The organism is Haloferax sp. DFSO60 (assembly GCF_046557615.1).
Lineage (GTDB): Archaea > Halobacteriota > Halobacteria > Halobacteriales > Haloferacaceae > Haloferax.
This window is the reverse complement of sequence record NZ_JBKIII010000002.1, coordinates 714,740-728,398: the sequence shown is the minus strand read 5'-3', so window position 1 is coordinate 728,398 and position 13,659 is coordinate 714,740. Positions and strand designations below refer to the sequence as shown.

At 60.5% G+C, this 13,659-nt stretch carries 13 protein-coding genes; 11 read left to right on the top strand and 2 right to left on the bottom strand.

Going from position 1 to position 13,659, the window contains the following annotated elements; translation table 11 throughout:
• Nucleotides 1-11 precede the first annotated feature (11 nt).
• The 6 genes from thiE to ACK509_RS13225 all read left to right on the top strand — a co-directional run bounded on the left by thiE (nt 12) and on the right by ACK509_RS13225 (nt 3,923).
• Nucleotides 12-656, top strand: a complete 645-nt coding sequence (gene thiE / locus ACK509_RS13250; RefSeq protein ID WP_410767014.1) for a thiamine phosphate synthase — start codon at nt 12-14, stop codon at nt 654-656.
• Nucleotides 653-1,501: a hydroxyethylthiazole kinase gene (thiM, locus tag ACK509_RS13245; protein ID WP_410767013.1), complete on the top strand. Its 849-nt coding sequence runs from the start codon at nt 653-655 to the stop codon at nt 1,499-1,501. Before thiE ends, thiM begins: the two co-directional genes overlap by 4 nt.
• Complete coding sequence (gene thiD, locus ACK509_RS13240; RefSeq protein ID WP_410767012.1) at nt 1,501-2,328, top strand: bifunctional hydroxymethylpyrimidine kinase/phosphomethylpyrimidine kinase; 828 nt, start codon at nt 1,501-1,503, stop codon at nt 2,326-2,328. Before thiM ends, thiD begins: the two co-directional genes overlap by 1 nt.
• A gap of 75 nt (nt 2,329-2,403) precedes the next feature.
• Nucleotides 2,404-3,195 (top strand): HpcH/HpaI aldolase family protein, encoded by a 792-nt coding sequence (locus ACK509_RS13235; protein ID WP_410767011.1) that lies wholly within the window; start codon nt 2,404-2,406, stop codon nt 3,193-3,195.
• 61 nt (nt 3,196-3,256) lie between these two features.
• Complete coding sequence (locus tag ACK509_RS13230; RefSeq protein WP_410767010.1) at nt 3,257-3,547, top strand: hypothetical protein; 291 nt, start codon at nt 3,257-3,259, stop codon at nt 3,545-3,547.
• A 46-nt stretch (nt 3,548-3,593) separates the two neighbouring features.
• Nucleotides 3,594-3,923, top strand: coding sequence for an HAD family hydrolase (locus tag ACK509_RS13225; RefSeq protein WP_410767009.1), 330 nt, complete (start codon nt 3,594-3,596; stop codon nt 3,921-3,923).
• 27 nt (nt 3,924-3,950) lie between these two features.
• On the opposite strand, the gene ACK509_RS13220 is transcribed toward ACK509_RS13225, so the two are convergent.
• Both ACK509_RS13220 and ACK509_RS13215 read right to left on the bottom strand, forming a co-directional pair.
• Nucleotides 3,951-5,375, bottom strand: coding sequence for an FAD-binding oxidoreductase (locus ACK509_RS13220; protein ID WP_410767008.1), 1,425 nt, complete (start codon nt 5,373-5,375; stop codon nt 3,951-3,953).
• Nucleotides 5,376-5,508: 133 nt separating this feature from the next.
• Nucleotides 5,509-6,393, bottom strand: a complete 885-nt coding sequence (locus ACK509_RS13215; RefSeq protein WP_410767007.1) for an alpha/beta fold hydrolase — start codon at nt 6,391-6,393, stop codon at nt 5,509-5,511.
• A 108-nt stretch (nt 6,394-6,501) separates the two neighbouring features.
• Here ACK509_RS13215 and ACK509_RS13210 point away from each other — a divergent pair, with 108 nt between their 5' ends.
• From ACK509_RS13210 to ACK509_RS13190, 5 genes are all read left to right on the top strand, one after another.
• On the top strand, nt 6,502-9,186 hold the full coding sequence (locus tag ACK509_RS13210; RefSeq protein WP_410767006.1) for a PEP/pyruvate-binding domain-containing protein: 2,685 nt from the start codon (nt 6,502-6,504) through the stop codon (nt 9,184-9,186).
• A 190-nt stretch (nt 9,187-9,376) separates the two neighbouring features.
• Nucleotides 9,377-10,765: an FAD-binding oxidoreductase gene (locus ACK509_RS13205; protein WP_410767005.1), complete on the top strand. Its 1,389-nt coding sequence runs from the start codon at nt 9,377-9,379 to the stop codon at nt 10,763-10,765.
• Between the two features lie 175 nt (nt 10,766-10,940).
• The gene (locus ACK509_RS13200; RefSeq protein WP_410767004.1) at nt 10,941-11,555 is read left to right on the top strand and encodes a hypothetical protein; all 615 of its coding nucleotides are present in this window, start codon (nt 10,941-10,943) and stop codon (nt 11,553-11,555) included.
• Nucleotides 11,556-11,809: 254 nt separating this feature from the next.
• Nucleotides 11,810-12,424, top strand: coding sequence for a hypothetical protein (locus ACK509_RS13195; RefSeq protein ID WP_410767003.1), 615 nt, complete (start codon nt 11,810-11,812; stop codon nt 12,422-12,424).
• Between the two features lie 103 nt (nt 12,425-12,527).
• Nucleotides 12,528-13,589, top strand: a complete 1,062-nt coding sequence (locus ACK509_RS13190; RefSeq protein ID WP_410767002.1) for a hypothetical protein — start codon at nt 12,528-12,530, stop codon at nt 13,587-13,589.
• Nucleotides 13,590-13,659: the final 70 nt, after the last annotated feature.

Sequence of the window (13,659 nt, the reverse complement as noted above, 5' to 3'; positions counted from 1 at the left end):
GAATATAACTCATGAATATCTCAGTAGACACCTACCTCGTCACCCAGTCGGACCTCTCGGGTGGCCGAACGTCAGTCGAAGTCGTCGAGGCGGCACTGCGCGGCGGAATCGACGTGATTCAACTCCGCGAGAAGCACGCCAGCGCGCGAACCCGCTACGAACTCGGCCAAGCCATCCGCGAACTCACCGCCAACGAAGACGTACTGTTCGTCGTCAACGACCGCGTCGATATCGCCGTCGCCGTCGATGCCGACGGCGTTCACCTCGGCGACGACGACGTGCCAATCGACGTTGCGCGCGAGCAACTCGCAGATGACGCGCTCATCGGACGCTCGGTCTCGACGGTCGAAGGCGCGAAAGAGGCCGAGTCCGCTGGCGCGGACTATCTCGGCGTCGGCGCGGTGTTCGAGACGAGTTCGAAGGACACGAAAGCCGAGCAGTCGGAAATCGGCCTGAAGCGCGTCGAAGACATCGCCGACACTGTCTCCATTCCAATCGTCGGTATCGGCGGAATCACGCCCGACAACGCGACTGATGTCGTTGCCGCGGGTGCCGACGGCGTAGCAGTCATCTCGGCTATCACCGCCGCGCCCAACCCGGCAGACGCGACCCGACAACTTGCGACAGCAGTCTCGAAAGGGAGGGTCGTCCAATGAGCGACATCGACCTCGAAGGCGGCCTCGCGGCAGTCAGTGAGACGAAACCCCTCGTCAACTCGATTACCAACGAAGTCACCGTCAACGACGTGGCGAACATCACGCTCTACTGGGGCGCACTGCCGGTCATGTCCGACGACGAGCGCGAAGTCGCTGACATGGTCTCTATCGCCAGCGGGTGTCTGCTCAACATGGGAACTGTGAGTGAGACGGGCGAGGCGACGATGCTCACCGCAGGGAAGGCCGCAAACGAACACGGCGTTCCACTCGTCGTGGACCCAGTTGGCGTCGGCGCGACGCCGACTCGCTCGCGCGTCGCCGACCGACTCGTCACCGAACTCGACGTGGACATCCTCAACGGCAACTACGGTGAAATTTCCGCGATTGCAGGCGAAGATGCAGAGGTCAAAGGCGTCGAATCGGTCGGTGAGTACGCCGATATCGCTTCGACGGCGATTGCCTGCGCCCGAAAGACTGGTGCTGTCGTCGTCGCATCCGGCGAGACGGATATCGTCGCGACCGACTCCGTGGCCTACGAGGTCCACACCGGTCACGAGATGATGGGAACCGTCGTCGGAACTGGGTGTATGCAGGGCGTCACGCTCGCAACCTTCGCCGCCGCGATGGACGACCCGCTCGAAGCGGCACTCGTCGGGACCGCGGCGTACGGCATGGCTGGCGAACTTGCGGCGGAGGGTGTGTTTGGTGACTACAACGGCCCGGCGAGTTACAAAATCGCGTTCCTCGACGCGGTTGCAGGGCTCGCTGGCGGGTCGCTCCCCGCAGGCGTCGATGCCTCCATTCCGACGCTCACCGAGCGACTCGCTAAAATCGAGGTACACTAATGTCGCTCGCGCCCGACCCGCAACGCCCGCCCTACGCGCTCACCATCGCTTCCAGCGACTCCGGCGGCGGCGCGGGTATTCAGGCCGACATCAAGACGATGACGCGACTCGGCGTCTACGCGGGGTCAGTCATCGTCTCGGCGACGGCGCAGAACACGCAGGGCGTCAGCGACGTCCACGTCTTTCCCACCGAGTCGATTCGTGCCCAGTGCGATGCGGTGTTCGAGGACTTCGATATCGGCGCGGTCAAACTCGGCATGTTGGCGACTGCGGAGGCCGTCGAGGCGGTTTCCGAGGTACTCGCCGAGTACGACGGTCCCATCGTCGTGGACCCCGTGATGGTCGCCACGTCGGGCGACGAACTACTCGAATCCGATGCAATCGACGCCTACGACGACATCTTCGCACAGGCGACGCTCGTTACACCCAACGCAGACGAGACCGAGGTCTTGACCGGAATCGTTCCAGATTCGCCCGCCGCGGGGCAGGAGGCCGCGGAGTGGTTCTTCGAGCGCGGTGCCGACGCGGTGCTGCTCAAAGGCGGCCACGTCGCAACCGACGACGAGACGGTCGTCGATACGCTCGTCACCCGCGAGACGACGACGGAGTTCGTCCACTCTCGAATCGACTCAGAAATCACTCACGGGTCGGGATGCACGCTCTCCAGTGCGATTGCCGCCGGACTCGCTCGCGGCGAGACGCTCTTGGATGCGGTCGAAGACGGCATCGACTTCACGCATACGGCGCTCGCTTCCCCTGCCGACGTTGGCCGCGGGCCGGGGAGTATCAACCATCTTGCCGGACTCGGTGGCTGGTCTCACGATTGACGCGTCTCCACCTCGGTGAGTCGTGTCGATACACACCACCCGCTGTTTTTTCGCGCTACCTGTTGTATGGATCTCATGACCGCACACCAACCAGTCAACCGGCTCAAAGCGACGTTCGAAAACGACGGCGTTGCACTGGGCGTCCTCGACAACACCTACTCGCCGACGCTCGTCGAGTTCTACGGCGACCTCGGGCTGGATTTCGTCTGGCTCGACCTCGAACACGGTGGACCAAGTCCGTGGGACGGCCCGACGATGGAGAACCTCCTCCGCGCTGCCGAGCGAACGGAGACCGAGTTGCTGGTTCGACTCCCGACGGTGGACCCGCCGACGGTTCGCAAGGTGTTGGACCTCGGCGTCCGAAACGTGTTCCTCCCGCGGGTCGAAACGGCCGCGGAAGTCGAAGCAGCGGTGCAATCCGCGCGATACGAGTACGACGACGCGCCCGGTGAACGCGGACTCGCCTCACCGCGAGCACGACGCTGGGGACTGGTCGACGACTACGTCGCGGCCGAAGACGACTCGGTTCTCGTCGGCGCGACTATCGAGAACACCGCTTCGTTGGTCGAACTCGAAGACATCCTCTCGATTCCCGAACTCGGATTCGTCTTTATCGGCCCGTTCGACCTCTCTGTGTCGCTTGGCCACCCCGGCGAGTTGGACCACCCGGAAGTCGAAGACGCAGTCGAGGAGATTCGGTCTGCGGCCGTCGAAGCGGCCGTCCCCGTCGGCGGTCTCGGATTCGGAATGGAAGACGTGAACCAGAAAGCCAGAGATGGGTACCAGATGCTCAATCTCGGGAGTACGACAGGCGCGCTCAAAGGCGTCGTCAACGGGTGGTTCGGCGAGTACGAGGGTGAGCGATAGGCCATCGTCGGTTCGGACCACTCGCCGAAATTGTCAAACACGCATCCGCCGATACGAGAGTGTGACCGAATACGACGCGATGCTGTTCGACAGCGACGGCGTACTCGTGGAGCCACCGACCTACGACCCGATGGCAGAAGCGACTCGTGAGACGTTCCGCTCGATGGGTGTCGAGGACGCGGAGGGTGCGCACATCGACGCAGTGGTCGACGACGAGGCCCTCACCGCTGACCGCCTCGCAGACATCTGTGCGGTCTACGACATCGACCCCGTGGAGTTCTGGGAGACCCGCGAGCGCTACGACGAACAGTCGCAAATCGAGTCGTTTCACGCGGGCACTCGCAGTCGGTAGCGACGACGTCTCGACCATCGCCGACGTTCGACTGCCGTGCGGCGTCGTGAGCAACAATCACCACACGATTATCGAGTTCAAACTCGACTTCTTCGAGATGGCATCGCTGTTCGAGACCTACTTTGGCCGTCCGCGGACGGTCGAGAGTCTACAGTTGATGAAACCGAATCCGTACTACATCGAACGAGCGTTGGCCGACCTCGATGTAGATTCGGCGCTCTACATCGGCGACAAAGAGACCGACGTTGTCGCCGCTCACCGCGCTGGATTAGATTCGGTACTCATCCACCGCGACTCACTGCCGCACGTCGAGGTGTCGGTGACGCCGACGTACGAAATTGAGACGCTCGCAGAGTTGCCCACACTCGTCCGGTGAGCAAACGCTGTGTCACCGGCGTGAGGGTCACTCAGCCGGGAGGACGTTCTGATTCAGGTTGAATAGGTTCTCAGGGTCGTATTTTGCCTTTATTTCGGCTAATCGGTCGTAGTTGCTCCCGAACATCGTCTGTGAGGGGTCTTCGCCGAATCCCGGGAAGTTTCCATATGCGCCCGACGTTCCCGCCATTCCTCGGAGTTCTGCGATTCCATCACGCACCCACGCGACGTTTTCGTCGTCCATCGCCGGGTCCTCCCAGTTGGCTTCGAAGGTAATCATGTACCGACTCTTTCGGTGCCAGAAGGCGGTCTCGTCAGGTGCAACGTCGCTGATTGCGCCGCCGAGATGCCAGATATCGACCGTCGAGAGCGACGAGGGACTATCGTAGCCGTAGCGTTCGATGAGGTCGATAATGTCGTCCGAGAGACCCTCCACGTAGGTCGCTTTCCAGTAGTAGCGCAGGCCGTCGGGGTAATCCTCGTCCAGCATGGTCTGGAGCGTCGTGTAGTCCATCGGCCCGCTCAAGTCGGCGATTGGCGTCGTCGCGTCGCGAAGTGCGCTAAACTCCTCGCTTGCGCTGGTTCGGTCCCCGTCGTAGCACCCGAGGAAGGCAACTGCGGGTTCGCCCCACGCCGATTCTGGAAACTCCTCCATCTCGGGGACGACGATAGTGAACGCGAGGACACTGCTCTCTCGCGCCGCCGATTTCGTGTAGTCGTGGAAGGCGTGCAGTGCGGTCGTCGCCTCGTCACCGGGGTGCAAGACGAAGAGCGCGTTCACCTCCGGGCCAACTTCGTGGAGTTGGTACTCGAATGAGGTGACGACGCCGAAGTTGCCGCCGCCGCCGCGGACCGCCCAGAAGAGGTCCGAATGTTCGTCTGGACTCGCAGTCCGGACCGTCCCGTCGGCGGTGACGATTTCGACCGACGCGAGGTTGTCGAGTGAGAGACCGTACTCCCGTCGAAGGTGACCGATGCCGCCATTGAGGGTGAGTCCGGCGATACCCGTCGCAGAGACCACACCGAGGGCAGTGGCAAGCCCGAATAGTTGGGTCTCTCTATCGACGTCACCGATTGTCGCGCCGCCTTGCACGCGTGCCCGCTTCGTCTCCGGGTCCACGAACACGGCGTTCATCTGCGAGAGGTCGATGACGAGTCCATCTTCGCAAATTGCACTCCCCGAGACGTTGTGACCGCCGCCACGGACGCTGACTTGCAAGTCGTGGTTGCGGGCGAAGGTCACCGCATCGACGACGTCCGCGGTTCCGTCACATTGTGCGATAATCGCCGGTGACCTGTCTATCATTCCGTTCCAAATCTGCCGCGCATCTTCGTACCGGTGGTCGGATGGGAGAATCACGTCGCCGTGAAACCCATCCATGAACGCCGAAAGGTCGTCTGCGAACGGCCCAATCTTTCGCCTATCACCGGGAGTTCCACTCTCTGATGACATAGCACACTATTCGTGAGTTGCGCGAATAGGTTCGTATGCTGACTGGTTGTGAAAGTCAATCTCTCTGGGACGAATCCGAATACATCCGGGTTCGAACGCGGAGTTGCGGACGCGAGTGCCGCATCTCGTGACCTCACGCCGGGGGCGTCGTATCTTCGTTTTCACTGGGTGACGTACGCTGACCGCCCAGGCCATCGTAGTCCACGCGCTCTGCCAAGAACAGTCGAAGTTGCGCGGTGACGTACTCCGGGTTATCGAGATTCGATGCGTGACCAGCGTCGGGAACCTCCTGAATCACCACATCCGGAACGACTGCTCCCAGTTTTTCGGCGTGCCGCCGGACGAACGCCAACTCGTGTTCACCGTAGAGGACGAGTGTCGGGACCGATATCGCTGCAAGCGTAACCGGAATCTCGTGGAACGACGCGAGCGCACGAATGACTTTGGCGAACTCTTCGGTGTCCATCTTCGGGCCGTTCGCTCGAAGGTTCACGATACGTTCGTAGTTGCCTCCGCTCTGTCTCCCTTCGATTCGCTCTTGGAACCACACCATCACCTTCTCGACTCGTTCGTAGCCGAGAAGTCGGACCGGCGGAATCGTCGCCCGCAACGTGACCGACCGTTGGAACCACTCGCGCCGGTCGAAGAGTTCGGGCGTGAACGTATCGACGAGAACCAATCCCGAAATTCGGTCGGGGAACGCGGCGGCGTACGCCTGCGCGATACACCCACCCATCGACAGTCCACAGAGAACCGGCCGGTCGAGAGAGAGCTTCCTGATGAACGAATCGAGGTCGGCGACGAACGTGTTGATGGTGTATCGTGCCCGTGCCGACCCGCCGGTTCGTCCGTGCCCACGAACGTCGTAAGCGATGGTTCGATACTCGTCTGCGAGCGCACGTTGCTGTGGACGCCACTGTCGATGGTCGAGGACCGCGCCGTGGATGAACACGACCGGTGGACCGGCACCCGCTTCCACGTAGTAGGTATTGATGTCGGCTGTTTGAACAGAGGGCATACTCTCTCTATGCGACTCTGAGATATGAGGGTGTCTCGGCGGTTCCGAGAGTACTGTGCAGAGAACGCCTATCGTGCCCCGTCTCGTATGAATACGTGAGTGTCTGTGATGGCTCAGTTTGTGGTCTCGTTGGCGGATTCGAAGGCGACAGTGACGGAACTCACTGGCGGGAAGGGCGCGAATCTCGCCCGCTTGCTCGCCGCAGATCTCCCAGTCCCGTCAGGGTGGTGTGTGACGACTGACGTGTATCGAGCGCTCGCCGACGAACCGACCACCCAGACCGCACTCGAATCGTTGGACGAGCTATCGCCCGACGACACGGCACACATCGCCGAACAGAGTGCAACGCTTCGGTCACACTTCGAACAGCGACCCATGCCGACAGAAATTCGGCAGGCGATTACGAATGCCGTCGCCGACGACGGAACGACCTACGCGGTCCGCTCGAGCGCCACGGCAGAGGATTTACCCACGGCGTCGTTCGCAGGCCAGCACGAGACGTACCTCGGCGTTGCCGGACACGACGCACTCTTAGACCGCATTGGTGACTGCTTTGCGAGTGTATTCACCGAGCGCGCGGTGACCTATCGACTGCGAAACGGTATCTCGAACGTCGAGGTGGCGATGGCCGTCGTGGTTCAGGAGATGGCCGATGCAGATGTTGCGGGCGTCCTCTTTACTGCCGACCCCGTCTCAGGGAATCGCCACGTCGCATCGGTCGATGCCAACTTCGGCCTCGGTGACACAGTCGTCGCAGGCGACGTATCGCCCGATAACGCCCGCATCGACCGTCGAACGGGCGAAGTCATCGCCTACGAAGTCGGCGAGAAACAGCGCGCCCTTCGGCAGGTTCAGGGACCTCACGGAGGGACAGATTTCGTTTCGATGTCGCCCGAGGTTCGAGATTCGCGGGCGCTCTCGGACGAACGACTCCGGACGCTCGTTGCGCTCGGCGAGCGTGTCGAGACACTCCTCGAACGCCCGCAGGACATCGAGTGGGCGCTCGTCGGCGACGAATTCGTGCTTCTTCAGGCACGACCGATTACGTCGCTGTATCCACTGCCGTCGCCGCTGCCGACAGACGACCTCCTTCACGTCTACCTGAGTTTTGGACACGCGCAGGCGATGCCAGAAGCGATGCCCCCGCTCGTCCTCGACTTCTGGACTGGCTTCATGAACGCCGGGGCCGACGAGCTTCGAGGCGATGATGAAGCCGAATCTTGGGCGGTCGAGGCTGGGAGTCGTCTCTACCTCGACCTTACGCCTCTTCTTCGAATCGAGCTATTTCGCCGAATGCTTCCGGGTCGTGTCGCGGCGATGAGCGAACCCGCCGCGAACGGCCTCCGCGACCTGCTTGAACACCACCCCGAAGCCTTCCCTGACCGCGGGCGCATCGCCGACGCTCGAGCCATCGCCAACGTGGTTCGCCACGCTTCTCCGGCCCTGTTGCGGGCGATTGTCGGTCTCTTCGGAAGGGTGGCACGCACACTACTCTTCGGCCCGCGAGACCCCGCTGGGCAACAGCGATGGGTCGAATCGTGGGGGAAAGAACTGGCAGGACAGATTCGAGAGCCTGCGACGACCGCCGAACGCGTTCGCATCATCTTCGACCATCTCCGATTCTCGATGGTCGTCGTTGGACCGCTGGGTCGAATCGGGTCGCAACTGCTGGCGGGGATTGCCGCACAGAAACTCCTCGTTCGAATCGTTCCCGACGCAGACGACGATATCGACGCGATTGGCAGAGGCTTCGACACAGAACTCGTCACGCGAATGAACCAGCAACTCGGCGACCTCGCAGACGTCGCTCGTGGGTCACCAGCCGTTCGAGACGCCCTCCGGAACGGCTGTTCGCTCGACGAACTCGAAGCAGTCGATGGTGGACCGACGTTCCTCGACGCGCTCGGCGACTTCCTCGACGACTTCGGTCACCGGGCGAGTGGCGAAATCGACCTCAGTCGCCCGCGCTGGAGAGACGACTCTTCGGCGCTGATTCGCACCGTTCGAAGCAATCTCGAAGTGATGGAATCGGGGTCACACCAGAGCCATCTCGGCAGGTTAGAACGCGACGCTGCGGCGGCGTCAACTCGACTCGAAGCACGTGCTGGCCGCGGCTTATTCGGCCCGCTCAAAGCGGCACTCGTTCGGCGATTGATTCGAACCTATCGGGGCGGTATCTCGCTTCGAGAGTACCCCAAGCACGGTGTCGCATACGTCTTCACCGCGGTCCACGAAGTACTCGCAACGGCTGGCGAAGAATTGGCTGCATCGGGGTGTCTCGACACCCCCGAAGACGTGTGGTATCTTCGAAGAGGCGAACTCGTCGCCATGTTGGAAACTGGTTCGAACCTCTCTGTTGACATCGACGCACGTCGCCAAACTCACACCCAGCACGCGTCGATGACGCCGCCACCGTTACTCACCAGCGAGGGCGAGACGCCGACCGGAGCAAGTACGAACACCGCATCGGAGAACGTCCTCACCGGGACGCCCGTCTCAGCGGGTGTCGTCGAAGGCGTGGCCCGAGTCATCCGCGACCCGACCGGCGAGGCACTCGAACCGGGCGAGATTCTCGTTGCACCCTCTACCGACCCCGGATGGACACCACTGTTTTTGAACGCCTCAGGGCTGGTCATGGACGTTGGTGGCCGAATGACACACGGTGCGCTGGTCGCACGCGAATACGGTATCCCCGCTGTAGCGGCCGTTCCTGAGGCGACCGCGACGATTCACTCTGGTGAACGAATCCGCATCGACGGAAAGCGGGGAACAGTCGAGTTACTCGACCGATAGTGTCCAGGGTTGTGGTTTTGCCGCTGTCGCTACCTGCCCCCGTGAATCTCAGGATATATACGATGTGTGACAATAGCTAACGTTTCCCACGTTGTACGTACTTCTACCCCTGTACAGCGAGCAATAACACGCAGGTGAGTGGATAGCGATGAGAACAGCGAGCAAGCAGCAGTGAGAGTGGGAAGATACTATGGCAACAGCAGCAGGCGACGATAGTGGAGCAATCGAACAGTTACAGCAACAACTCCGGGGAGCGTTGATTCAACCCGAGGACCCGGAGTACGACGAGGTGCGAGAGATATACAACGCGATGATAGACAAGCGACCGCGACTGGTCGCGCAGTGTACCGACGTTGCGGACGTAATCGCAGCGGTGAATTTCGGACGCGAACAGCAACTCGATACGGCGATTCGCAGTGGCGGGCACAACGGCCCCGGTCTCTCGCTAGTCGATGATGGACTCGTCATCGACCTCTCGCAGATGAACGGAGTACAGGTCGATGCAGACGCCGGAACTGTGCGCGTCGAACCCGGATGCACGTGGGGTGACGTCGACCACGCGACCCACGCCTTCGGGCTGGCGACAGTGAGTGGTATCATCTCGACGACCGGTGTCGGCGGACTCACCCTCGGTGGTGGACACGGCTACCTGAGTCGGAAGTACGGCCTAACCATCGACAATCTCCGCAGCGCGGATGTCGTGTTGGCCGACGGCAGACTCGTACACGCGAGCGAAGAAGAGAATTCGGACCTCTTTTGGGCACTCCGTGGCGGCGGCGGCAACTTCGGCGTCGTCACCTCCTTCGAATTCGAACTGCACCCGGTCGAGAACGTCATCGCGGGACCGATGTTCTGGCCGATAGACCAACTCGAATCGACCATGCGTTGGTACCGCGAATGGCTACCGAACAAATCCGAAGACCTCTACGCGTTCTACCTCGTCGGTGAAGTCCCGGGAGACCCCTTCCCGCCGGAGATTCACGGCGAGAACATTTGCGGTCTCATGTGGTGCCACCTGGGCACACAAGAAGAGGCCGAAGAAGCGATGCAAGAAGCACGTGACGCCGCCGAACCGTTGTTCGAACACGTCGGTGAGATGCCGTACCCGGCGCTCCAGGGCATGTTCGACGACCTGTATCCAAAGGGTGACCAATGGTACTGGAAGGGTGATTTCGTCCGTGAACTGACGGACGAAGCCATCGCGGCACACGCACAGTTTGCCGCGGTTCCGACGCCGAAATCGACGATGCACCTCTACCCAATCGACGGCGCAGTCCACGATGTGGACTCGGATGCAACCGCGTGGGACAAGCGCGATGCCAACTGGTCGATGGTCATCGTCGGCGTCGACCCGGACCCGGCGAAGAGCGACGAGATAACCGAGTGGACCCAAGAATACTGGGAAGCAGTCCACCCGCACACTGTCGGTGCATCGTACATCAACTTCATGATGGAGGAGGGTGCCGATAGAATCCAGGCGACCTACGGAGACAACTACGAACGATTGCAAGAAGTCAAATCGAAGTACGACCCCGAGAACTTCTTCCACGTCAACCAGAACGTCACCCCATTGACGTGAGAAGGCCTCCCGGTCGAAGATATTTTCTACACAATGCCCGAAATGAATAATTTGATATTAACACACATTCGGAGAGAATAGCACAATCATGCTCGTCTGAATTTTAATATTAATGGGCATATATTGTAACCGACTAGGTTTTATTGTACGATTCCCGACGAGCAATTACCCACACATGAGCGGCGACAAACCCTACGAAGACCCTATTACTGCGGCCCTGCTCGGCGATTCCCACTACGAACGCCTCCGAGTCGGTCGGTATGCGCTGTTCAAACAACCGCTCTCACGAAAACTCATCTGGCAGAGTGTGATTTTTGCGACGCTCGCGCTCGTCTTACCACTGACGCTGACGCTTCCAGCATCGACACAGATGCTCTTTTCCAGCGACGACCTCCTGTGGGCGACGCCGAAGATTCTCCTCTTGGGTGTCTACGCGGTGGCAATCGTCTCCACCTCGGCGCTCGCACTGACCTACGTCGGCTATCGTCGGGTCAAAGCCGACGACGAGTTGAGCGAGCGAGAGGCGTGCAAACTGCTCGATATCGAGGACGTCGCTTCGGTCGTCAGTCTCGTGACGGGAGTCCTCGCCGTCGCCATCGTCGTCGGAACCTTCCTCCTCGGATTGGGTGGTGAAGCGGCCATGTCGCTGTTCCTCTCTGCGGGCGGCGAAAACCCGTTCGCCCCGACGCGAATGCCAGTCTCTGTTCTCGGTGTCGGTCTCTCTACGACTGCGTTGGCTGTCGTTTTCTTCCTCGCAAGTCGGCTGTTCGACCAACGACTCTCGGCCTGACATTGAGTCCACCGGGGTGCAGAACTTGTCGCCTTCCTCCGATATTGCTGGATTGCTGCTGTATTTGCTCGAAGAGTATCTCACCTCTGTTTCGAAACACACGAAATTCAACTCATTTTCTGTATAATTGACTGGGTGCGTTGCCACTTCGGCCTGTGTGAGATTTTGTCTTCTTCTGTGACAATCTGCGTTACGCACTAATTTTCTGACCGACGGACTTTTATCTGGACTTGTCTACTCCGTCGGTAACCAGCATGGATGGCGACGAACAGTTCCACGACCCTATCGCAGCAGCACTCCTCAGTGATTCGACGTACGAACGCCTCCGGGTACGCCGTCGAAGTCTGTTTAAACAACCCCTCTCCCGAAAACTTGCGTGGCAAAGTGGTATCCTCGCCGCGCTCGGGCTCATCGTCCCACTGAGCCTACTGCTTCCCACATCGACGCGGACGTTATTCCCGCCGGGGGACATCCTGTGGTCGTCGCCGAAGATTCTCCTCTTGGGTGCGTACGCTGGCACAATCGTGACCGTCTCCGCACTCGCGTTGGCGTACGTCGGTTATCGACGCGTCACAGCCTCCGGCGCGTTGAGCGAGCGAGAAGCCAGTAGACTGCTGAATATCGAAGACGTCGCTTCGCTGATTAGCCTCATCACCGGTCTGTCTGCAATCGTCGCCATCAACGGAATTTTCATCCTCGGACAGGGCGGTGACCGGGCGATGTCGATGTTCTTCGCCGCTGGCGGGGAAAACCCGTTCGCGGCGACGACAATTCCCGTCTCTGTCGTCGGTGTCGGAGGTGCAGCGATTGTTGCGGCCGTGTTCATCTTCGCGCTGAGTCGCGTGTTCGCGCGACGACTGGCCGCCTGAAATTCGCTCGACTGTTCTCTTCGAACTCACCGCTTCTCGTATCGCAATGTGGCAACTGAGCGACACGCAGAATTATCACAAACTGTGACAGTCACTCAGCAATATGCGTCGGAGAGCGTTGTTGGGGACACTTGGGATTGGTCTCGCCGCCGGGTGTGCAGGGTCGAGTCAGCCAGCACCCCCTGTCACGTCTTCGGCGACCACGGCCACCGAATCGACGACCGAAGAATCAACCGACGCGACACCTGCGACACAGACGGGTGACGAAACGCCGCATCTCGGCGTGTCGTTGACGCCACAGAGTTACGACCCCGACGACTTCACGGACTTCTTCGAACTCGTCTCCGAGAGCGACCTCGCCGTACGATGGGCGGGTGACTGGGCGGAGTTAGGCGACGAGGCGGGGACTCCAGCAATCGTTTCACAGTTGGTCGATTCCTACGACATCCTCCCAATCTTCGATACCGGCGTCTACTCGGTCAACGACCGAGAATTGTTCCGCCCCCTCGACGACGACGCAATCGAGAACTACGTCGCGGACGCCCAATCGTTCGCTGAGCAATTCACACCGCCGTATCTCGGACTCGGCGTCGAAGTCAACATCCACGCTACCGAGGAACCCGCGCAGTTCGAGCGTTTCGTCTCGCTGTTCGATGAAGCGTACGACGCAATCAAGGCCGTCTCGCCGGAGACGAAAGTCTACACCACCTTCCAGCAAGAGTGGTTCCTCGGTCTTCGTGGGGGGCTTTTCGGCGGCGAAAACGACCCCGAAACAGCACAGTGGGACCTGCTCTCGACGTTCGAGAAGGCCGACCTCGTTGGACTCACGAGTTATCCAAGTCTCGCCTTCCGTGACCCATCTGAGATACCTGCGACGTACTACACCGAGTTCGCCGAACGTGCCGGAAAGCCACTCGCACTCGTCGAAACCGGGTGGCCTGCCCACCTCGATATCGATGGCTGGGAGAGTACCGAAACCGAGCAAGCAAACTTTGTCACCCGATTGTTCGACTTGCTTTCCGACGTCGAAGTTGCACTCGTCCTCTGGGCGTTCGTCTATCAACCAGCATCGGTTAACCCCGCGTTCGATACGATGGCCTTGCGGCGCGACGATGGGTCTGCTCGTCCAGCGTGGGACGCGTGGGTACAGAGTACAGACAACTGAAGTGGATACTGGGTACAGACCGCTGAAAGCTACGAGAGACAGCTATCGCTTTTCTGACAACGTGCCTATG